This window comes from Pseudomonas sp. GM33, assembly GCF_000282295.1.
In the GTDB taxonomy this organism is placed as follows: Bacteria; Pseudomonadota; Gammaproteobacteria; order Pseudomonadales; family Pseudomonadaceae; genus Aquipseudomonas; species Aquipseudomonas laurylsulfatiphila.
The window spans coordinates 1-19,204 of the sequence record NZ_AKJO01000073.1; the positions used below are offsets into that span (position 1 = coordinate 1).

Sequence of the window (19,204 nt, forward strand, 5' to 3'; positions counted from 1 at the left end):
AAACTGCGTAACTCTTTGTTTATCAAGGAGTTTTCTGTTTCGACTGCGCCGGAAGTGGGGCGAATTATAGGCCTCCAGAATCTGCCGTCAAGCACTGATTCAGGTTTTCTACCGATATGTGCAAAAACACTGCTTATATATAGACGCGCCTGCGGGGAATGCGCAGTATATTGCCCAACACACATAGAAACGCCCCTGGTTTCCATATTTCGGACGATGCCACCTAATGAATGATCAGCCTCGCAGCCTGGCCTCTACCCTGTTCTCGGTTGGGCTGCTGCTCATAGCCATGGCGTCGATCCAGTCCGGAGCTTCCCTGGCCAAAAGCATGTTCTCCGTTGTCGGTCCCCAAGGGACGACAACATTACGGCTGATTTTTGCCAGTGTGATCATGATGCTGATACTGCGTCCATGGCGGGCAAAGCTCACCGCCAGGTCCCTGCGCACCGTCATCGTCTACGGGATGGCACTGGGCGGTATGAACTTCCTCTTCTATATGTCATTGCAAACCGTACCCCTGGGCATCGCAGTGGCGCTTGAGTTCACCGGCCCATTGGCCGTGGCGATCTACGCCTCGCGTCGCGCGATCGACTTTTTATGGATCGCCCTGGCTGCCGTCGGCTTGCTGCTGCTGATACCGACTGGAGAAGCGAGTGCAGGAATCGATCTGGTGGGCGCCGGTTATGCCTTGGGGGCGGGGGTCTGCTGGGCACTGTACATTCTGTTCGGGCAAAAAGCGGGGGCCGATAATGGCGTGCAAACCGCAGCGCTGGGGGTAATGATCGCTGCGCTCTTCGTAGCCCCTATCGGCATTGTCCATGCTGGTTCCGCTTTGCTGACCCCTTCATTGATCCCGGTTGCCCTCGGCGTCGCCGTCTTGTCCACAGCCCTCCCCTACACCCTGGAGATGGTCGCTCTGACCCGCATGCCTGCCAGAACCTTCGGCACACTGATGAGCATCGAGCCCGCCTTCGGCGCGTTGTCAGGCTTGCTGTTCCTTCATGAATACCTCTCGCTGTCGCAGTGGATGGCAATCATGTGCATCATTCTGGCCTCCGTCGGTGCAACCATGACCATGGGCAATGCCACCAGGCCAGCAGTCGCGGCAGATTGATAGCAGATATGACGCAGGTCTGGTATTTACCGCTCAATTAGGCCATGTTTAGCCCCGCCCCCAGAGTCATGCCATGGACAATTTCAGATAGAGATATCGTTACGCTTCAAGCGAAAGCGAATGCAGCCAGACCCGGGCACAAGATCCGGGGACGCTATAAGGACAGTAATGAAACGATTTTTGATGCTGATCGCCGTACTTGCAATTGCGGGCTGCGCAGCGACATCCGACACACAGATCAAGCACGGCAAGAAAGGACTCCACATCAACTGTTCCGGACTGTCTTCGTCCTGGGACAAGTGCTACGCCAGCGCTGCCAACTCCTGCGCGCCCAAGGGATACAAGGTCATCGCCAAGTCGGGAGACGCCGTGGAAGAGCCCGGTGATTATCCGTTTGGCCTCAATCCCGCGGGTTATACCAGCCGCAGCATGATTGTCATCTGCAAATAGGCAGGGCCGTCGCGTCAGGTTCCCGAACTTGCGATCTGACGGCCGATTTCCTCGTAGCTGGACTTCAGCACCCTGCGCTGGACATCCGGGCTAGCCAGCATGCGCGCTACGACCAACGCGCCAATGCATTGCGACAGAATCGCCCACGCCAGGCTGTCGCTTTGCAAGACACCTGCCCAACTTTCCTGAAGACGGCAAATCCAGTGCTCAGCCTGTTGGCGGACATTCACATCGGAACGGGCAATTTCCGCCCCCAATGCCGGTAACGCACAACCGGTTTCCGGATTCTCGACGTGAGACATGCTCAGGTACATTTTCAGGCAGCGCTCAAGTTTGTCACGGTCCTGCCCTTCCCCCAGCCGCGCCAGACTTTGACCCAACTCACGTTCGACAATGGTTGCAAACAACTCGTCTTTCGATGAAAAGTGGCTGTAGAAGGCCCCACCACTCAAGCCAATGGCTTTCATCAGGCCGTCCACACCCACCGTTGAAAAACCGGACTTCTTGGCCGACAACGCGCTGCTTTCCAGCAGCTTTTGCCTGGTTTCCAGCTTGTGACTGGCTGAATAACGCATTGTCTTTCCCCTGAGTTGCTCACCTTGACGTCTGTCGAATCATAGCATAACGTTCGTTTAGTTAACGATCGTTTACCAAAGGGATCAACCCATGAATAACAAGAAGGTCGTATTGGTCGTCGGTGCAGGTGATGCAACGGGCGGCGCCATTGCCAAGCGGTTTGCCCAGGAAGGCTTTGTCGCCTGCGTCACCCGCCGCAGCGCGGACAAGCTCCAGCCACTGGTGGAGGCCATCGAGACTGATGGCGGAGAGGCCCACGGGTTTGCCTGCGATGCACGTAAAGAAGAGGACGTGATCGCGCTGGTCGAGCAGATCGAAAGCCAGATCGGCCCCATCGAAGCATTTGTCTTCAACATCGGCGCCAACGTGCCGTGCAGCATTCTCGAAGAAACCGCCCGCAAGTATTTCAAGATCTGGGAAATGGCCTGTTTTTCCGGTTTTCTCAATGCCCGAGAAGTGGCCAAGCGCATGGCCAGGCGCCAGCGCGGCACGATCCTGTTCACCGGCGCCACCGCAGGCATGCGTGGTGCTGCCGGGTTCGCCGCATTTGCCGGCGCCAAGCACGGCATTCGAGCATTGGCGCAAAGCATGGCCCGGGAGCTCGGGCCGATGAACATTCACGTTGCCCATGTCATCGTCGATGGCGCCATCGATACCGATTTCATCCGTGAAAGCTTCCCCGAGAAATACGCGACCAAGGATCAGGATGGCATCCTCAATCCCGAGCATATCGCCGAAAACTATTGGTACCTGCACAGCCAGCCCCGCGATGCCTGGACCTTCGAGCTGGACCTTCGCCCCTGGAGCGAACGCTGGTAATCGCCCACACACAACAATAAGACGAGCGCCTTGAACATGAGCAAAACCGTGGAGTTCTACTTCGACCTCGGCAGCCCCGCCACCTATCTGGCCTATACCCAGCTACCGAAGATTTGCGCACAGACCGATACCCGGCTGGTCTACATTCCGCTCTTGCTGGGCGGCGTATTCAAAGCCACCGGCAATGCTTCTCCAGCGACTATCCCGGCCAAGGGCCGCTACATGTTTCAGGACCTGGACCGCTACGCCAAACGCTACGGCGTGCCCCTCAAATTCAATCCGCACTTCCCGATCAACACCTTGATGCTCATGCGCGCCGTAACGGGCATGCAATTGCGCCACCCGGAACGCTTTGCCGCCTTCCTCGACTGCCTGTTCAAGGCCATCTGGGTAGAGGGTCGCAGCCTGGACGAACCGGCAACCGTCGCCGCAGTGCTCAGCGAAAACGGCTTCAACCCACAGGAAGTGCTGGCCCTGACCGCCGATGAAGAAATCAAGACGGCGCTCAAGGACAACACCGAAAAAGCCGTACAGCGAGGCGTATTCGGAGCTCCGAGCATGTTTGTCGACAACCAGCTGTACTTCGGCCAGGATCGACTGGACTTCGTGCTCGAAGCCCTGAGTTAGACCTCGATGACCAACCGCCCCTTTGCCGCTCCCGACAAGAGCAGTGTATGGGCGGCTTCTGCCGACTCCAGTGTGAACGAGTGCGGGTCAAGCAACGGCACGAGCTTACCCGCCTCGATCAACCGCGCCGCCTCGCGCAGAATCTCGCCGTGATGCTCGCGTCCCTGGCCCGTCAACAGTGGCAGCAGGGTGAAGACACCGGAATAAGTCGCCCCGCGAAAGGACAGCGGTGCCAGGCTGTGCTGGCCCCACCCCAGGCAACTGAGTACATGACCGTGATACACCCGGGCAGCCTTGAATGACGCATCCAGCGTTTCGCCCCCCACTGTGTCATAGACAATGTCGAAACCCTCACCGGCCGTGTGCTCGGCCACATAGTCTTCGACCGAAGACTTGCGGTAATCGATAAACGTCGCGCCGAACCCTTCGATGATCGATTGCTGCCCGGCCGAGCCCGTGGCAAAAACCTCAGCACCAAAAGCGCGGGCGATTTGTACCGCTACATGTCCGACGCCCCCGGCACCGCCATGAATCAATACCTTCTGCCCGGGTCGAACACGAGCCCGGTCCACCAGGCCTTCCCAAGCGGTGATCAGCACCAGTGGCAATCCGGCCGCTTCGCGCATGCTCAGGTTGTGCGGTTTGCGAGCCAACAGGCGGGCATCGACCGCCGCGTATTCGGCCAATGAACCTTGAATACCACCAATACCGGTGGCCATCGCGTATACCTCATCCCCCGGCAGCCAGCCACTGACGCCCTCGCCCAGCGCCTCTACGGTCCCGGCCAGATCCATTCCCACGATCGCCGGCAGTGGTTGCCCCGCATGAGTCGCCTGCCCAGAGCGGATTTTTCCATCCAGTGGATTCACACCGCTGGCCTTGATCCTGACCAATACCTGCCCGGCCTGTGGCACGGGCCGCGCGATGGAAACCAGGCGTAACGGGGCATTGGCCGAGTCGATCATCAGAGCGCGCATGTTCAGTGAGTCAGTCATTTCGCCATCTCCCATCAGAAGTGAATACAGGGTGAATCTTGCCTCGCCCTATACATGCCGATAAGACGCTATATCGCTATAGTGATCATGCCGATACAGCATCAATGAGAAATACCGTGGACACACTCAATGCAATGGCGATTTTCGTACGGGTGGTTGAGCGTGGCAGCTTTTCCGCCGTTGCCCGGGAGTTGCAGACCAGTCAGCCAACCATCAGCAAGGTGCTGCAAGCGCTGGAAACCCGATTGGGCGGAAAGCTGATTGCCCGCAGTACCCGCAAGCTATCGCTGACGGACGAAGGTCAGCGCTACTACAACGAATGCCGGATCATCCTCGCTGCCGTGGATGCGGCGGAACACAGCTTCCAGTCCGGCCGGGAGCGGGTTGCAGGGCCTCTGAAAATCGGTTCGTCGGTCAGTTTCGGCCGCTTGCATATCGCCCCCCGATTGCCGGACTTTCTCAGGCACTACCCTGACGTACAGATAGACCTGCAACTGAACGATCAGAACCAGGATCTGGTCAGCGAAGGGCTGGACGTCACCTTCCGGATCGGTGCCCTGAACGACAGTGGCCTGATCGCTCGCCTGGTGGGTACGACCCATCGGGTGACCGTCGCATCACCTGACTACCTCAGGCAATACGGGCAACCGCAAACACCGCAGGAGCTGGACAGGCACAACTGCCTGATGTTCAACCTGCTGAGCAGTCAAAACCTGTGGGTTTACACAAAAGATGCGCAGCGTCATGAGGTGCGGATCAAGGGCAATGCGCAGAGCAACAGTTCCGAGGCGATCCGCGAACTGGTGCTGGGGGGATTGGGGATTGCGCTGTCGCCGGTGTGGTTGTTCAGCGAGGATCTGAAAGCCGGGAGCGTGACGGCGATTCTTGAGGACTACACGGCGCAGTCGCTACCGATTCATGCCGTGTCCCCGGCGAATCGTCGCCAATCCGCCAGGGTCAAAGCCTTTGTTGACTACATGAGCCGGGCGCTGGAGACAGCGCCCGAACTGAAAGCAATCAAATAGCCGCGGTACGGGTGTTCAGCCACTCGAGGGCTGCGCCCTCGACCAATGGGCTCAGGCGTTCGCGCACTTCGGCGTGGTAGGCGTTGAACCACTGCTTTTCGTCTTCGCTCAGCAGCGAGGTTTCCAGGCAACGGGTGTCGATCGGGCAAAGGGTCAGCGTTTCGAACTTCAGGAACTCACCGAATTCGCTTTTGCCTGCCTCACGGTTCATTGCCAGGTTTTCGATCCGCACGCCCCAACGGCCCGGACGATAGGTGCCCGGTTCAATGGACGTGATCATGCCCGGTTGCATCGCCGTTTGCGGGGCAGGCGCAGCCTGATAGGCGATGACTTGCGGACCTTCATGAACGTTGAGGAAGTAACCGACGCCATGACCGGTGCCGTGACCATAGTCGACACTTTCCGCCCAGATGGGCGCACGGGCGATGGCATCGAGCAGCGGCGACAGAATGCCTTTCGGGAACTGCGCGCGGGACAAGGCAATCACGCCCTTGAGCACACGGGTGCAATCGCGCTTTTGCTCATCGGTCGGGGTGCCCACCGCAACCATCCGCGTGATGTCAGTGGTGCCGCCCAGGTACTGGCCGCCGGAGTCGATCAACAGTAGACCGTCCCCTTCGATGACCGCGTGCTCCTCTTCGGTGGCGTGGTAGTGCGGCATCGCGCCATTGGCGTTGTAGGCGGCAATGGTATTGAAGCTCAGCGACACATAATCCGGACGGCGCTCACGAGCAGCAGTGAGTTTTTCGTCGATGGTCAGTTCGGTGATGCGCTCATTGCCCAGCGCCGAGTCCAGCCAGGCGAAGAATTCGCACAGTGCTGCGCCGTCCTGCTCCATGGCCTGACGGATGTGTTCGGCATCGGCCAGGCTTTTTTGCGACTTGGCCAGGGTGGTCGGGTTCAGGCCCTCGATCAGTTTCACCCCGCTGTCGAGGTTGTCCAGCAACCCCGCCGTGACTCGCGCCGGGTCGACTTGCAGGCTCGCGCCGCTCGGCACGGCGCGCAGTGCGGCAGCGACTTCGCTGTAATCGCGCAAGGTCACGCCATCCTGTTCAAGGATGGCGCGCAGTTCGGCACTGACTTTGCTCAGGGCGACAAACAGCGTGGCCTGTTGCTGGTTGATCAAGGCGAAGGAAACGAATACCGGGTTGAACGACACGTCGCCGCCACGCAGGTTGAACAGCCAGGCGATGTCATCGAGGGTGGCGATGAAATGCCAGTCGGCACCGCGGGCCTGAAGGGTTTCACGCAGTTTGGCGAGTTTTTCGCCACGGCTGACGGTCGCCTGTGGTGGCAAGTGCTGATAGATCGGTTCGTTCGGCAGGCTTGGGCGGTCGCTCCAGACTCCGCCAAGCAGGTCGATGTCGGTGCGCAGACGGGCGCCACGCTCTTCGAGTTTAGCGCCCAGGGTCCGTGCCGACGCCACGGCCATGACCGCGCCATCGACCGCGACAACGCCACCCTCGGGGGTTTGCTCGGCCAGCCATTCCAGTGGCCCGGGTTGACCCGGTTGCAGCTTGACCAGGTCAATGCCGCTGCCCTTGAGTTCCTTGGTCGCCTGCTCCCAGTAACGGCTGTCGGCCCAGACGCCGGCAAAATCCGGGGTCACGATCAGGGTGCCGACCGAACCATGGAAACCCGACAACCACTGGCGCCCCTGCCAGTAACCCGGCAGGTATTCGGACAGGTGCGGGTCGGCCGACGGCACCAGCAAGGCGTGTATGCCCTCCCGGCTCATCAGTTCGCGGGTTTGCGCCAGGCGCTGGGGCACCGATCCATTGATCGAAAGCTGCGTATTCATCGTGTCTCCTGCTAACCACTTCATCATTATTGTTGAGTGCCGATCAACGTCGGCGCTTCGTCGCCCTATTGCCAGAATGCCGGAGCACTGGCGCAGGCTGCCTTGATCAGTTGAACCGCCTGGTCGATGTCCTGCTCGGTGGTAAAACGCCCGAGGCTCAAGCGGATGGTGCGGCTGGCCGAGCGGGCATCATGCCCCAGGGCCAGCAGCACATGGGATGGGGTATTACTCGCGGAATTGCACGCCGAGGTCGCGGAAAACGCGATCGAGGACAGCAACGCCGCCGGGTTGAACTCGCCTTCTGCGAAGGTCAGGCTCAGGGTATGGGGAATGCGCCGGGTCGGGCTGCCGTTGAGACGCACGCCGGGAATGTCCTGCAATTGCTCGAGCAAGCGTTCACGCAATCGCACGATGGTGGCTTTCTCTGCATCGAACGCAGCCGCCGCCAGTGCAAAGGCCGAACCCATGGCCACGATCTGATGGGTCGCCAGGGTGCCCGAACGCAATCCGCCCTCATGCCCGCCGCCATGGATCTGCGCCTGCAATCGTTGTTGGGCACGCGGCCCGACGTACAACGCACCGATGCCTTTGGGGCCGTACAGTTTATGCGCGGAAAACGACATCAGGTCCACCGGCCACTGCCCGAGGTCGATCGCCACTTTGCCCGCGCCCTGTGCGGCGTCGACATGGAACAACGCCCCGCGTTCACGCACCACCTGACCGATGGCCGGAATATCGTTGAGCGTCCCCAGTTCGTTGTTGACCAGCATCAGCGACACCAGGAAGGTGTCCTCGCGCATGGCTTCGCTGACCGCTTGCGCGGTGATCAGCCCATCGGCATCCGGCACCAGGTACGTCACGGCGACACCGGCATCCTGCAGTTGCCTGGCGGTATCGAGAATGGCCTTGTGTTCAATCTGGCTGGTGATGATATGGCCACCGCCAGTGCCGCGGCCCTGGGCTACGCCCTTGAGCGCGAGGTTGTTGGATTCGGTGGCGCCTGAGGTCCAGACGATCTGTTCAGCTGTCGCGCCGACCAGTTCGGCGACCTGGCGTCGCGCCTGCTCAACCGATTGCCGGGCCTGTTGACCGAAGACGTGGGAGCTGGAGGCCGGGTTGCCGAAATTGCCGGTAAAGCCCAGACACTCGACCATCACCTTGATGACCCGCTCATCCACCGGCGTGGTGGCGGCGTAATCGAAATACAACGGACGTTTGTTCATAAAAGACTCACAGAGCGTGTTCCGGGATCAGGAAGCTCATGACTGTAAACGGCAAAGCGCAGCCTTGTGAGCTGCGCGCTGTTTTCAGAACGTTACCAATACCTGATCGGATGCCGTTAAAGAAGGACTACTTCATTTAATAGTGCGTAGGAACGCTCCTGAAAAGTCAGCTTAACAGGCATCGGGCAACCGGTTGAAGCAATGCGTCAGCTAAAGCTTTCGAGCAGCAGCGGATACAGCGAACCCACGAGCAGCGCGGCCATGCCCCAATTGAACAGGCGCAGCCAGCGGCGATCCTTCAGAACGTTGCGCAACAGCGTGCCGCAAGCGGCCCAGACACCAACGCTCGGCAGGTTGATGATGGCAAAGACGGCCGCAATCACGATCACATTGGTGAAGTAACCCTGCATCGGCGTGTAGGTGCTGATGGCGCCAATGGCCATGATCCAGGCCTTGGGGTTGACCCACTGGAACGCGGCGGCGCCCAGATAGCTGATCGGTTTCGCCTCGCTCTGCTGACTCTCCGACATGGGCCCGGAATGAGCGATTTTCCACGCCAGATACAGCAAATACGCCGCACCCAAGTAACGCAGCACGGTGTAGAGCAATGGGTAAGCCTGGAACGCCGCGCCAAGGCCGAAACCGACCGCCACCACCAGTACAAAGAAGCCACAAGTGATGCCGAGCATGTGCGGAATCGTGCGGTTGAAGCCGAAGTTCACCCCGGATGCCAGCAACATGGTGTTGTTCGGACCGGGTGTGATCGAGGTGACGAGGGCGAACAGGGCAAAGCCCAGCAGCAGGTCGAGTGAGAGCGTCATGGGTGGCAGTCCGTCAGGGTCGGTCAGGTGTTGACCCTATCGCACACCTAGGGCGAAACCCATGGACAGTTACGCGAAACTTGGAGCAGTACAGTTTTGCCTCAGCTTGGACGACCGTGAAGCTGTACAGATCGCCCGGCGTTCATTTCCCCCTGGTTGTCGTAGCTGAACGACTTTTGCGGCTGGCCGAGCAATTCGGCTTTCTTCGCGTGGTATTCGTCGAAGGACAATCCGCGACGGTTCAGCGCCTCCAGCGCCAGTTCTTTGCTTTCTTCAGCCGTGTAAGGGCGAAGCTCCGGGGAAACATGGCTGGCACATCCGGCGAGTACGGAGACAGCGAGCATCAGCAAAGTGGCGATCATCGGTTTCATTTCTGGCGTCCTGGCGACTGGGTTCGAGGCAATGAACACAGGCTACCCGCGCGTTCCGGGTAGCAGAAATCAACGCTTTCAATAGTGGCTATCAGGAAATGACGATCATTGTCCTTATCAACACTTGTCCAGAGCACAGGCCCGGAGCGCATTGGCTGGAGCCGACCTAATGGCATTTGTGTGGCGTTGCTGCTCGTCGGGCGCTCGGTGAGGCGAAAGCGGCTGGCCTATATTTATTCGGCTGTACAACGAAGCAGGTACTTTCCATTCACAGAACAAGAACAGGGAGATCCATCATGAGTGTCAAACCCATTCCGGAGGGGTATCACAGCATCACCCCCTATCTGGGCATCCAGAAAGCTGCCGAAGCCATCGATTTCTACAAGAAAGCCTTCGGCGCCATTGAGGTCATGCGCCTGGCCATGCCCGATGGTGGCATCGGTCACGCCGAACTGCGCATCGGCGATTGCCCGATCATGCTGGGCACGCCGTGCGATCAGGGACCGTTGAGCAATCCGGACAATTCGCCGTCCGTGGGTCTGCATTTGTATGTCACCGATGTCGATAAGTCCTACAAACAGGCCATCGATGCCGGTGCCACCGTTGTATCCGAGGTCAAGGATCAGTTTTACGGCGATCGCTCGGGGACCTTGAAGGATCCCTACGGGCACCTGTGGTTCCTGGCGACGCGCAAGGAAGACCTGACTCAGGAACAGATTGAACAACGGGCGAAGGAGATGTTTCAGCAGGGTTGAAATCTTCGCGAGCAGGCTTGCTCGGAATCTGTGGGAGCGGGCTTGCTCGCGAAGGCGGTGTGTCAGGCAACATTGACTTTGAATGTGCCGTCCCCTTCGCGAGCAAGCCCGCTCCCACCGTTTGATCTTCAGTGAATGTGAATCCTGCGGCCGGCCGTGCGCGGGTTGCTCTGCCTTTCTGCCTATCGAGAAATATTTTCTTTCACTTCCCCTTTCGGGATTTCCTTTGCTCATCCGTCTTACCTAGATGCAGTCCTGTCGCGTAGGCAAAAGCCACGACTGGACCTTCAGGGCGCTCATCCCTGCGAAGCCCGCAGCCGAGCGGCCTCTCATCCAGGCAAGACCTTCAATATGTCAAAGAAATCCCGCTCAAAAATCTGGTTCCTGGTCCACAGCTGGCTGGCGCTGCCGATCTGGTTTTTCGTGCTGATCGTCTGCGTGACCGGCACCCTGGCAGTGATCAGCCAGGAGATCGTCTGGCTGGCCAACCCGCCCATGCGCGCCAGCCAGCCCTCGGACGATGCACCGCTGCTCAGCTATCAGCAGGTCATCGAGGCCATCAACAAGGCCGAGCCGCAGACCGTGGTGCAGAGCATCAGTCGGCCCGACGAGTCGCACTTCGCGCTGGATGTCGAAGTCAGCTATCCCGACGGACGCTCGGTGGTGATTTATGTCAATCCATACAGCGGCGTGATCCAGGGCGTAGCGCCGGAGTTCAACTTCCGCGCCTTCACCCGGGCGCTGCACGGCTGGTGGCTGGTGCCGTTCACCAACGGCTACAGCTGGGGCTGGTACCTGGTGTCGTTTCTCGGCTTGCCGCTGCTGGCTTCGCTGGTCACCGGGCTGGTGGTCTACAAACGCTTCTGGAAAGGTTTTTTCCGCCCGACCCTGCGGATTCGCCACGGCGCGCGGATTTTCTGGGGCGACTTCCACCGCTTGAGCGGCATCTGGTCGATCTGGTTCATCGCGGTGATTTCCATCACCGGCACCTGGTTTCTGATCCAGGCCTTGCTGTTCGATAACCAGATTTCCATCTCCACGGAAAAGATCATTCCGGCGATGTCCCGCGAAGCGGTACCGCTGTCGCCCGATGGATCGCCCCCGCCGCGCATCGACCTTGATCGCGCGATTGAAATCGCCACGCAGAAAATCTCCGGACTGGAAGCCAGCTTCGTCAGCCTCCCGGGCAATGCCTACAGCCATCTGGATGTCGGAGGACGCGGTTGGTATCCACTGATGTTCCAGACCGCGACCCTCAACCCGTATACCGGCGAAATCGCCGCCTCTCGCCTGATTTCGGACCGTTCGACCCTGGAGTTCGTCACCGAATCCATGCGCCCGCTGCACACCGGCGACTTCGGTGGCCTGTGGATCAAGCTGATCTGGGCGTTCTTCGGCCTGTTGCTGAGCATGATGGTGCTCAGCGGCTTGCTGATCTGGACCAAGCGCACGGCACTGGCGACGGCCAATGCCTTCAAGCGCAGCAACAGGACACCACGCGGCGCCACGGCGCAGCCGGCCACCCGCAAGGAAACCTCGGAGGCCAACCTGTGAGCAAAGACATCGCGGTCTCACAACCCTCGCGCCTGAGCGTGCTCTGGCACAAATGGCGCTTTCACCTGAACGTCCTGTTGCTGCTGATTCCACTCGGTTTCATGCCCAAGTACTTCGCGGATGAAGCATTGATGCGTGGCGACAGTGGCCTGGGCGAACGCGACGTCGGCGAAGTCCAGGTCGGCCCCTGGAGCCTGCGCCTGGCGGAGTTGCGCAACGCCGCCCCCACGCTCGATGGCCCGGCCGGCTACATGAAGGGTTTCAACGCGGCCCTGTGCGAGGCCTGTATCGGACAGGTCAAGGCCACCTACCTGCGCATCGGCAAACCCCGCAGCCTGCGCGCCGCCGGCGTGATTTTCTTCGGCACACCGTACCGCATGGGCGCTTCACTGCCCGTTCCGGAAAAGACCACGGCCGACGCCGAACTGTGGATCACCATGGAAGGCTGGGACGGAGCCATGCATCAGGCATCCATTCCTTTGAGCCAGGCCTCCCCCGCCACCCTCGCCTGGCTGAACAAACAAGGAGGCAAACCATGATCAACCCGCTTCGTCCACTCACCACCCTGTTGCTGCTGCTCTGCGCCGGCTTCAGCGCCAGCGCCCTGGCCCACAACCCGATGTGCGAATGCAAGGCCATCGACGCCGAGCAGATCAAATGCACCGGCGGTTTTTCCGACGGCAGCGGCGCTCCCGGCGTGACCCTCGATGTGATCGGCTACGACGAAACCATTCTGGTGCCTGGCAAACTCGGAGCCGATTCGACCCTGACGTTCAAGAAACCCGGCGCCGAGTTCTATGTGCTGTTCGACGCGGGCCCCGGTCACGTGGTGGAAATCGACCAGGCGGACATCCAGGCGCCATGAATACTTCAACGACCCAAGTGGTGCGCCCGGCCGGTGCCGGCCACGAAACCCTCTACGTCCTGCTGCTCTGCCTGATGATCCTTGCGGTCGCCGGTTCGGTGGTGCTCTGGCGCGGGGAATCCCATGAGGTGAGCAGCGTCAACAGCCACCAACTGGATGCCCGCCGCGACCTCAGCGCTGCCGAGCAAGGCATCTACGCCGATTTGCGGGTGACCCTGGACGAGATCCATTTCCTGCGCCAGGAACAGCAAACCCTGCCGACGCCCGAGGCCCTCGCCGACGAGGGTTTTGCCCCGTTTGCCCAGGATGCCAGCTCCGTCAGCCGTGGCAGCCATGTCTGGCAATTGCTCAATGCCAAGGCCTACTTCGGCCAGAGCCAGACACCGACGGTCGCCGGTTCATTCCTGATGCGCCTGACCGCCACCGATGACGCTCCGGACATCTGGCTCAACCGCGCCGGCACCCTTACGGCTCCGGCCGACCTCAGCGACAGCGCGCTCGAAAGTGCCGGCTGGCAACAGATCGTCGCGCAATTCGATGCCGGCGTGACCCGCCAGCACCAGCATTGAACCCTCGCCCTCACCCGAGAGAAGACCGCTTTCCCATGCCTATTTCATCTCAACATTCTATCTTGCGCGTGCTGCTGATCGGCCTGCTGGCCAGCCTGCTGCCATCCCTCGCCAGTGCCGAGGCAGCCAAGCGCCTGCGCATCGGCATCACCCTGCACCCGTATTACAGCTACGTGGCGAACATCGTCGGCGACAAGGCCGAAGTGGTGCCGCTGATTCCGGCCGGTTTCAACCCGCATGCCTACGAACCCCGCGCCGAAGACATCAAGCGCATCAGCGGGTTGGACGTGATCGTGCTCAACGGCGTTGGTCATGATGATTTCGCCGACCGCATGATCGCCGCCAGCGAAACCCCGAACGTACCGGTGATCGAAGCCAATGAAAACGTGCCGCTGCTTGCCGCCACCGGTGTTGCCGCCCGGGGTGCCGGCAAGGTGGTGAACCCGCATACCTTCCTGTCGATCAGCGCCTCGATTGCCCAGGTCAACAACATCGCCCGGGAGCTGGGCAAGCTCGACCCGGCCAATGCCAAAACCTATACCGAGAACGCCCGCGCCTACGGCAAGCGCCTGCGCAAGATGCGCGCCGATGCCCTGGCCAGACTGACCCAGGCGCCGAACGCGGAGTTGCGCGTGGCCACGGTGCACGCCGCCTACGACTACCTGCTGCGCGAATTCGGCCTGGAAGTGACCGCCGTGGTCGAGCCGGCCCACGGGATCGAGCCGAGCCCGAGCCAGTTGAAAAAGACCATCGACCAGTTGCGTGAGCTGGACGTGAAGGTGATCTTCTCGGAGATGGATTTTCCCTCCACTTACGTCGACACCATCCAGCGCGAATCCGGCGTGAAGCTGTATCCGCTGTCGCATATTTCCTACGGCGAATACGCCGCCGACAAGTACGAAAAGGAAATGACCGGCAACCTCAACACCGTGGTGCGGGCGATTCAGGAGTCGGGGGCATGACTGCCAAGGAGATCATCAGTGCACAAAACCCCGTTCCAAGTGAATCCGAATCCATTGTGGGAGCGGGCTTGCTCGCGAAGGCGGACTGTAATTTGGCAATGATGCTGACTGACCCACCGCTTTCGCGAGCAAGCCCGCTCCCACAGGTTCCCGGGCCTACCCTGAATTTTGCCGACATCAGCCTGACGCTGGGCCGCACGACGATCCTCGACAAGGTGACCCTCCAGGTCCATCCCGGCAGCGTGCATGCGCTGGTCGGCCCCAACGGCGGCGGCAAGAGTTCGCTGATCAAGACCCTGCTCGGGCAAATGCCGCATCAGGGCCGCTTGAGCCTGCAGTGGTCGGCCGAACCGGGGACCATTGGCTATGTGCCACAGGCGCTGGAGTTCGACCGGGGCTTGCCGATGACCGTCGATGATTTCATGGCTGCCATGTGCCAGCGTCGACCGGCCTTTCTCGGTTTGAGCAAACATTACGCGGCGGCGATTGGCGAGGCCCTTGAACGGGTCGGCATGCAGGACAAGCGCAAGCGTCGCATGGGCGCATTGTCCGGCGGCGAACGCCAGCGGGTATTGCTGGCCCAGGGGCTGATCCCGCCTCCGCAATTGCTGGTGCTCGACGAGCCGATGTCGGCCCTCGATGAGGCCGGGATCCGGGTGTTCGAACGTCTGCTTGGCGACTGGCGAGCGGCGGGCATCACCGTGCTGTGGATCGAGCACGACCTGGAAGCGGTCGGGCGCCTGGCCGATCACGTCACCGGCCTCAATCGCCGCGTGCTGTTCGACGCCACGCCGCAACAGGCACTGACGCCGGAGCGCCTGCTGACGCTGTTCTCGACTCACCCACGGAGCCTTGCCTGATGAGTTACGAAGCTTTTCGCCTGATGGTCCAGGGTTGGGCATCGTCGGGTTATCTGCCCGAGGCGCTGGCCTATGGATTTGTGGTCAATGCGCTGCTCGCCGGCCTGCTGATCGGCCCGGTGCTGGGCGGCCTGGGTACGCTGGTGGTGGTCAAGCGCTTCGCGTTTTTCTCCGAAGCCGTCGGCCATGCCGCGTTGACCGGCGTGGCCATCGGCATTTTGCTCGGTGAACCCTACACCGGTCCCTACGGCAGCCTGTTCGGCTACTGCCTGCTGTTCGGCATTCTGCTCAACTACCTGCGCAACCGCACCGGCCTGGCGCCGGATACCTTGATCGGCGTGTTCCTCTCGGTGTCGCTCGCCCTGGGCGCCAGCCTGCTGTTGATTCTGGCGGGCAAGATCAACGTGCACATCCTGGAAAACGTGCTGTTCGGTTCGGTGCTGACGGTCAACGGCAATGACCTGCTGGTGCTGGCCATCGTCGGTTCGCTGGTGATGGCCCTGGCTTTGCCTTTGTACAACCGCATCATGCTCGCCAGCTTCAATCCGCAACTGGCGGCGGTGCGCGGGGTGGCGGTGAAGGCCCTGGATTATCTGTTCGTGATTCTGGTGACGCTGATCACCGTCGCCGCGGTGAAGGTCATCGGTGCGATTCTGGTCGGCGCGCTGCTGGTGATTCCGGCAGCGGCGGCGCGTTTGCTCAGCCAATCGCTGAAGGGCTTTTTCTGGTGTTCGGTGCTGATCGCCACCGTCAGCACACTGTGCGGGATTCTCGCGCCGATCGTCTTCGACCTGCCGATTCCGTCCGGCGCCGCGATCATCCTCGTGGCCGGTCTCGCCTTCGCCCTGGCCGCCATTGCGCGCGGCATCGTCCCCAGCCTGAAAGGGAACCTTGGATAAATGATTTTTTCTCTGCGCCAACTGACCCTCGCGGTGGCCCTGTGCGGGCTGACCGCCACGACTTTCGCCGCAAACAACGGCAAACCGCTGCGTGTGCTGGCCTCTTTGCCGATTACCTATGGTCTCGGTGAAGTGCTGCTCAAAGGCACCGATGTGAGCCTCGAACGCGCCGCGTCGGCCAATCTGCCCGGCAGCCGCCAGACCGCCTACTTCACCGGCCGAGGTGCCCCGGCGCTGGCCCAACTGGCGAAGGATGCCGATGCGGTGATCGGCCTGCGCTCACTCTGGCCGGATGACCCGCTGTACCCGATCTCCCGGCGCAGCAATATCCGTATCGTCGAAGTCGATGCCGCCCGCCCGGTGGACGGCGCCCTGCCGGGCATCGCCGTGCAGCCGGGCAACAGGGTAGACGGCCTCAACAGCCAGCCGTGGTTTTCCAGCAACAATATGGGCCGCATGGCCGACGTGATGGCGGCGGACCTGGTACGCCTGGCTCCCGAGGCCAAGCCGAAGATCGACGCCAACCTGGCGGCCCTCAAGCAACGCTTGCTCAAGCTCAGTGCTGACAGCGAAGCGCGGCTGGCGACGGCCGATAACCTCAGTGTGATGAGCCTCAGCGATCATTTCGGCTACCTGATCGGTGGGCTCAATCTGGAGCTGGTGGGACTCGATGCGCGACCGGATGCGCAATGGACACCGGAAGCGCTCAAGGCGTTGAGCGCGATGCTCAAGGACAATGATGTGGCGGTGGTTTTGCATCACCGGCAGCCGTCGGATGCTGTAAAAGCGGTGATTACCGAATCGGGTAGCCGGTTGGTGGTGTTGAGCACCGATGCCGGGGATCCGGTGGCGGAGCTGGAGGGGAATGTGGATCTGGTCATCAAGGGGCTTAGTGGCGTGCAACCTCAGTAGGACCGCGTTATCGTTCTTCGCGAGCAAGCCCGCTCCCACATTGGAAATGCGGTCCCCTGTGGGAGCGGGCTTGCTCGCGAGGTCGGCCTGACAGACAACACAAAATTCCGATATGAAAAAGCCCGCTGACCTTACCGGCTCAACGGGCTCTTTTATGGGCGACGGATCAGTTCGCCACAACCGCCTGCTCATCCATCTTCCGGCGCAGGCTCAACGGACGCATGTCGGTCCAGGTCTCTTCGATATAGGCCAGGCATTCCTTTTTCAGCCCGCTTTTGCCCACGGTGCGCCAGCCCTGCGGCACGGCTTTGTAATCGGGCCAGATCGAGTATTGCTCTTCGTGGTTGACCACGACCTGAAAGAGGATGTCCTCGCGGTCGAATACTGAAGTCATGCTGTCTCTCCATCGATGTTGGGCGGGCTGCGCCGTGTGCGCAGCCGTTATGTAGAAGGAACGTTGCGCGGCGCGAAAAATTTACTGATCGCGGGTGGCAGCAGCCAGGGCCCGGCCGAAAATCCCGGCTACCTGATCGATTTCCGCAGCGCTGATCACCAGTGGTGGCAGGAAGCGCACCACCGCGCCATGGCGGCCACCGAGTTCCAGGATCAAGCCTCGCTTGAGGCATTCGCGCTGTACCAGGGGTGCCAGGCGGGCGAACGCCGGCGGGTGACCCTGGGCATCCGGTGCGCCCGTCGGATCGATCAGTTCGACACCGAGCATCAAGCCACGCCCACGAATATCACCCAGTTGCGGGAAGTCCCGTTGCAGGATGCGCAGGTGCTTGGCCAGGCGCTCGCCCATGGCGGCGGCATGCTCGCAGACCTTGTGTTCGACCAGATAACGCATCACTGCGGAACCGGCGGCCATGGCCATCTGGTTGCCACGGAAAGTCCCGGCATGGGCGCCCGGCAGCCAGGTGTCGAGCCAGTCGCGGTAGACCACCACCGCCAGCGGCAGGCTGCCGCCGATGGCCTTGGACATCACCACGACATCGGGAATGATCCCCGCGTGTTCGAAGGCAAACATCTTGCCGGTACGGGCGAATCCGCTCTGGATTTCATCGACGATCAGGGCGACGCCCGCCTTTTCGGTGATCCGCCGCACACCGCGCAACCAGTCCAGGTCGGCCGGGATCACCCCACCCTCGCCCTGCACCACTTCCACGATTACCGCCGCCGGCAATTGCACGCCGGCCTCGGGGTCGTTGAGCAAGTTTTCCAGATAACTCAGGTTGGCTTTCACCCCTTGCGTACCGCCCAGCCCGAACGGGCAGCGGTAATCGTAAGGGTACGGCATGAACTGCACGCCGCTGCCGAGCAAGGCGCCCAGCGGTTTTTTCGGCCCGAGGCTGCCCATCAGGCTCAACGCGCCCTGGCTCATGCCGTGATACCCACCCTGGAACGAGATCACGGTGCTGCGGCCGGTGGCGGTACGCACCAGCTTCAGGGCGGCTTCCACGGCATCGGTGCCCGTGGGACCGCAGAACTGGATCTTCGCTTCAGCGGCCAGGGCAGGCGGCAGCAGTCCGAACAAGTCCTGGACGAACTGATCCTTGACCGGGGTGGTCAGGTCCAGGGTGTGCAGCGGCAGTTCATCGGTCAGCACTTGCTGGATGGCCTGGATCACCACCGGGTGGTTGTGCCCCAGGGCCAGGGTCCCGGCACCGGCCAGGCAGTCGATGAACCTGCGGCCTTCGACGTCTTCGACGTAAAGACCCTTGGCGCGCTTGAGCGCCAGGGGAATGCGTCGCGGATAGCTGCGGGCGTTTGATTCCTGCTGGCTCTGGCGGGCCAGCAGCGGTGATTCGTTGAATTGATAAAGCGTCTCGGCGGACGTCGGAGCGACCCGGGCCGGCTGATCTTCGATAAGGCTGGTAGCGACTGACATCTCTCGACCCCTCAATACGGTTTTCCTGTTCTGGAAACGCATCAGCGCTTGAGGGATTTAGGTGGTAACACGGAAACCTTTATAGGAGCGAGCTCTGCTCGCGATGGACTCAAGAACA

At 61.0% G+C, this 19,204-nt stretch carries 22 protein-coding genes; 14 read left to right on the forward strand and 8 right to left on the reverse strand.

What is annotated here, in order from left to right; genetic code table 11:
- Window positions 1-226: 226 nt before the first annotated feature.
- The gene (rhtA, locus tag PMI26_RS18770; protein ID WP_007973398.1) at window positions 227-1,114 is read left to right on the forward strand and encodes a threonine/homoserine exporter RhtA; all 888 of its coding nucleotides are present in this window, start codon (window positions 227-229) and stop codon (window positions 1,112-1,114) included.
- Window positions 1,115-1,282: 168 nt separating this feature from the next.
- Window positions 1,283-1,564 (forward strand): hypothetical protein, encoded by a 282-nt coding sequence (locus PMI26_RS18765; protein WP_007973400.1) that lies wholly within the window; start codon window positions 1,283-1,285, stop codon window positions 1,562-1,564.
- Window positions 1,565-1,578: 14 nt separating this feature from the next.
- Here the strand turns inward: PMI26_RS18765 and PMI26_RS18760 are convergent, their stop codons facing one another.
- Window positions 1,579-2,139 carry a TetR/AcrR family transcriptional regulator gene (locus PMI26_RS18760; RefSeq protein WP_007973402.1) on the reverse strand — a complete coding sequence of 187 codons (561 nt, stop codon included), beginning with the start codon at window positions 2,137-2,139 and terminating at the stop codon, window positions 1,579-1,581.
- 91 nt (window positions 2,140-2,230) lie between these two features.
- Here PMI26_RS18760 and PMI26_RS18755 point away from each other — a divergent pair, with 91 nt between their 5' ends.
- The gene (locus tag PMI26_RS18755; RefSeq protein WP_007973403.1) at window positions 2,231-2,959 is read left to right on the forward strand and encodes an SDR family oxidoreductase; all 729 of its coding nucleotides are present in this window, start codon (window positions 2,231-2,233) and stop codon (window positions 2,957-2,959) included.
- 36 nt (window positions 2,960-2,995) lie between these two features.
- Window positions 2,996-3,586 carry a 2-hydroxychromene-2-carboxylate isomerase gene (locus PMI26_RS18750; RefSeq protein WP_007973404.1) on the forward strand — a complete coding sequence of 197 codons (591 nt, stop codon included), beginning with the start codon at window positions 2,996-2,998 and terminating at the stop codon, window positions 3,584-3,586.
- Here the strand turns inward: PMI26_RS18750 and PMI26_RS18745 are convergent.
- A complete protein-coding gene (locus PMI26_RS18745; protein WP_007973405.1) occupies window positions 3,583-4,581 on the reverse strand; it encodes a zinc-dependent alcohol dehydrogenase family protein in 999 nt (332 codons plus the stop codon). The two genes, PMI26_RS18750 and PMI26_RS18745, sit on opposite strands and share 4 nt — an antisense overlap.
- A 104-nt stretch (window positions 4,582-4,685) precedes the next feature.
- Between PMI26_RS18745 and PMI26_RS18740 the strand changes: the two genes are divergently transcribed.
- Window positions 4,686-5,606, forward strand: coding sequence for a LysR family transcriptional regulator (locus PMI26_RS18740; protein ID WP_007973406.1), 921 nt, complete (start codon window positions 4,686-4,688; stop codon window positions 5,604-5,606).
- On the opposite strand, the gene PMI26_RS18735 is transcribed toward PMI26_RS18740, so the two are convergent.
- From PMI26_RS18735 to PMI26_RS18720, 4 genes are all read right to left on the reverse strand, one after another.
- Window positions 5,599-7,407 carry an aminopeptidase P family protein gene (locus PMI26_RS18735; RefSeq protein ID WP_007973407.1) on the reverse strand — a complete coding sequence of 603 codons (1,809 nt, stop codon included), beginning with the start codon at window positions 7,405-7,407 and terminating at the stop codon, window positions 5,599-5,601. The two genes, PMI26_RS18740 and PMI26_RS18735, sit on opposite strands and share 8 nt — an antisense overlap.
- A 65-nt stretch (window positions 7,408-7,472) precedes the next feature.
- Window positions 7,473-8,630 (reverse strand): cysteine desulfurase family protein, encoded by a 1,158-nt coding sequence (locus PMI26_RS18730; protein WP_007973408.1) that lies wholly within the window; start codon window positions 8,628-8,630, stop codon window positions 7,473-7,475.
- Between the two features lie 206 nt (window positions 8,631-8,836).
- Entirely contained in the window at window positions 8,837-9,451 is a 615-nt protein-coding gene (locus tag PMI26_RS18725; protein ID WP_007973409.1) for a LysE family translocator, read from the reverse strand.
- 101 nt (window positions 9,452-9,552) lie between these two features.
- On the reverse strand, window positions 9,553-9,822 hold the full coding sequence (locus tag PMI26_RS18720; protein ID WP_007973410.1) for a hypothetical protein: 270 nt from the start codon (window positions 9,820-9,822) through the stop codon (window positions 9,553-9,555).
- A gap of 296 nt (window positions 9,823-10,118) precedes the next feature.
- Between PMI26_RS18720 and PMI26_RS18715 the strand changes: the two genes are divergently transcribed.
- From PMI26_RS18715 to PMI26_RS18675, 9 genes are all read left to right on the forward strand, one after another.
- Complete coding sequence (locus tag PMI26_RS18715) at window positions 10,119-10,577, forward strand: VOC family protein (protein ID WP_007973412.1); 459 nt, start codon at window positions 10,119-10,121, stop codon at window positions 10,575-10,577.
- A 351-nt stretch (window positions 10,578-10,928) separates the two neighbouring features.
- Complete coding sequence (locus PMI26_RS18710; RefSeq protein ID WP_007973414.1) at window positions 10,929-12,131, forward strand: PepSY-associated TM helix domain-containing protein; 1,203 nt, start codon at window positions 10,929-10,931, stop codon at window positions 12,129-12,131.
- Window positions 12,128-12,670: a hypothetical protein gene (locus tag PMI26_RS18705; RefSeq protein WP_007973416.1), complete on the forward strand. Its 543-nt coding sequence runs from the start codon at window positions 12,128-12,130 to the stop codon at window positions 12,668-12,670. The genes PMI26_RS18710 and PMI26_RS18705 overlap by 4 nt, the downstream gene beginning before the upstream one ends.
- Window positions 12,667-12,996 (forward strand): hypothetical protein, encoded by a 330-nt coding sequence (locus PMI26_RS18700; RefSeq protein ID WP_007973417.1) that lies wholly within the window; start codon window positions 12,667-12,669, stop codon window positions 12,994-12,996. The genes PMI26_RS18705 and PMI26_RS18700 overlap by 4 nt, the downstream gene beginning before the upstream one ends.
- A complete protein-coding gene (locus PMI26_RS18695; RefSeq protein ID WP_007973419.1) occupies window positions 12,993-13,565 on the forward strand; it encodes a DUF6162 family protein in 573 nt (190 codons plus the stop codon). The genes PMI26_RS18700 and PMI26_RS18695 overlap by 4 nt, the downstream gene beginning before the upstream one ends.
- Window positions 13,566-13,600: 35 nt before the next feature.
- On the forward strand, window positions 13,601-14,527 hold the full coding sequence (locus PMI26_RS18690; protein WP_007973420.1) for a metal ABC transporter substrate-binding protein: 927 nt from the start codon (window positions 13,601-13,603) through the stop codon (window positions 14,525-14,527).
- 101 nt (window positions 14,528-14,628) lie between these two features.
- Window positions 14,629-15,387, forward strand: coding sequence for a metal ABC transporter ATP-binding protein (locus tag PMI26_RS18685; RefSeq protein ID WP_162130277.1), 759 nt, complete (start codon window positions 14,629-14,631; stop codon window positions 15,385-15,387).
- Complete coding sequence (locus PMI26_RS18680; RefSeq protein WP_007973425.1) at window positions 15,387-16,286, forward strand: metal ABC transporter permease; 900 nt, start codon at window positions 15,387-15,389, stop codon at window positions 16,284-16,286. The genes PMI26_RS18685 and PMI26_RS18680 overlap by 1 nt, the downstream gene beginning before the upstream one ends.
- Entirely contained in the window at window positions 16,287-17,198 is a 912-nt protein-coding gene (locus PMI26_RS18675; protein ID WP_007973426.1) for a metal ABC transporter substrate-binding protein, read from the forward strand.
- Window positions 17,199-17,364: 166 nt separating this feature from the next.
- Here the strand turns inward: PMI26_RS18675 and PMI26_RS18670 are convergent, their stop codons facing one another.
- Together PMI26_RS18670 and PMI26_RS18665 are read right to left on the reverse strand one after the other, a co-directional pair.
- On the reverse strand, window positions 17,365-17,592 hold the full coding sequence (locus PMI26_RS18670; RefSeq protein WP_007973428.1) for an MbtH family protein: 228 nt from the start codon (window positions 17,590-17,592) through the stop codon (window positions 17,365-17,367).
- 81 nt (window positions 17,593-17,673) lie between these two features.
- Window positions 17,674-19,086, reverse strand: coding sequence for an aspartate aminotransferase family protein (locus tag PMI26_RS18665; protein WP_007973430.1), 1,413 nt, complete (start codon window positions 19,084-19,086; stop codon window positions 17,674-17,676).
- Between the last annotated feature and the right edge of the window lie 118 nt (window positions 19,087-19,204).

Bases quoted from the DNA above. Each gene is read 5' to 3' on its own strand.
- rhtA (WP_007973398.1), top strand. From the start codon at position 227: ATGAATGATCAGCCTCGCAGCCTGGCCTCTACCCTGTTCTCGGTTGGG.
- PMI26_RS18765 (WP_007973400.1), top strand. From the start codon at position 1,283: ATGAAACGATTTTTGATGCTGATCGCCGTACTTGCAATTGCGGGCTGC.
- PMI26_RS18760 (WP_007973402.1), bottom strand. From the start codon at position 2,139: ATGCGTTATTCAGCCAGTCACAAGCTGGAAACCAGGCAAAAGCTGCTG.
- PMI26_RS18755 (WP_007973403.1), top strand. From the start codon at position 2,231: ATGAATAACAAGAAGGTCGTATTGGTCGTCGGTGCAGGTGATGCAACG.
- PMI26_RS18750 (WP_007973404.1), top strand. From the start codon at position 2,996: ATGAGCAAAACCGTGGAGTTCTACTTCGACCTCGGCAGCCCCGCCACC.
- PMI26_RS18745 (WP_007973405.1), bottom strand. From the start codon at position 4,581: ATGACTGACTCACTGAACATGCGCGCTCTGATGATCGACTCGGCCAAT.
- PMI26_RS18740 (WP_007973406.1), top strand. From the start codon at position 4,686: ATGAGAAATACCGTGGACACACTCAATGCAATGGCGATTTTCGTACGG.
- PMI26_RS18735 (WP_007973407.1), bottom strand. From the start codon at position 7,407: ATGAATACGCAGCTTTCGATCAATGGATCGGTGCCCCAGCGCCTGGCG.
- PMI26_RS18730 (WP_007973408.1), bottom strand. From the start codon at position 8,630: ATGAACAAACGTCCGTTGTATTTCGATTACGCCGCCACCACGCCGGTG.
- PMI26_RS18725 (WP_007973409.1), bottom strand. From the start codon at position 9,451: ATGACGCTCTCACTCGACCTGCTGCTGGGCTTTGCCCTGTTCGCCCTC.
- PMI26_RS18720 (WP_007973410.1), bottom strand. From the start codon at position 9,822: ATGAAACCGATGATCGCCACTTTGCTGATGCTCGCTGTCTCCGTACTC.
- PMI26_RS18715 (WP_007973412.1), top strand. From the start codon at position 10,119: ATGAGTGTCAAACCCATTCCGGAGGGGTATCACAGCATCACCCCCTAT.
- PMI26_RS18710 (WP_007973414.1), top strand. From the start codon at position 10,929: ATGTCAAAGAAATCCCGCTCAAAAATCTGGTTCCTGGTCCACAGCTGG.
- PMI26_RS18700 (WP_007973417.1), top strand. From the start codon at position 12,667: ATGATCAACCCGCTTCGTCCACTCACCACCCTGTTGCTGCTGCTCTGC.
- PMI26_RS18695 (WP_007973419.1), top strand. From the start codon at position 12,993: ATGAATACTTCAACGACCCAAGTGGTGCGCCCGGCCGGTGCCGGCCAC.
- PMI26_RS18690 (WP_007973420.1), top strand. From the start codon at position 13,601: ATGCCTATTTCATCTCAACATTCTATCTTGCGCGTGCTGCTGATCGGC.
- PMI26_RS18685 (WP_162130277.1), top strand. From the start codon at position 14,629: ATGCTGACTGACCCACCGCTTTCGCGAGCAAGCCCGCTCCCACAGGTT.
- PMI26_RS18680 (WP_007973425.1), top strand. From the start codon at position 15,387: ATGAGTTACGAAGCTTTTCGCCTGATGGTCCAGGGTTGGGCATCGTCG.
- PMI26_RS18675 (WP_007973426.1), top strand. From the start codon at position 16,287: ATGATTTTTTCTCTGCGCCAACTGACCCTCGCGGTGGCCCTGTGCGGG.
- PMI26_RS18670 (WP_007973428.1), bottom strand. From the start codon at position 17,592: ATGACTTCAGTATTCGACCGCGAGGACATCCTCTTTCAGGTCGTGGTC.
- PMI26_RS18665 (WP_007973430.1), bottom strand. From the start codon at position 19,086: ATGTCAGTCGCTACCAGCCTTATCGAAGATCAGCCGGCCCGGGTCGCT.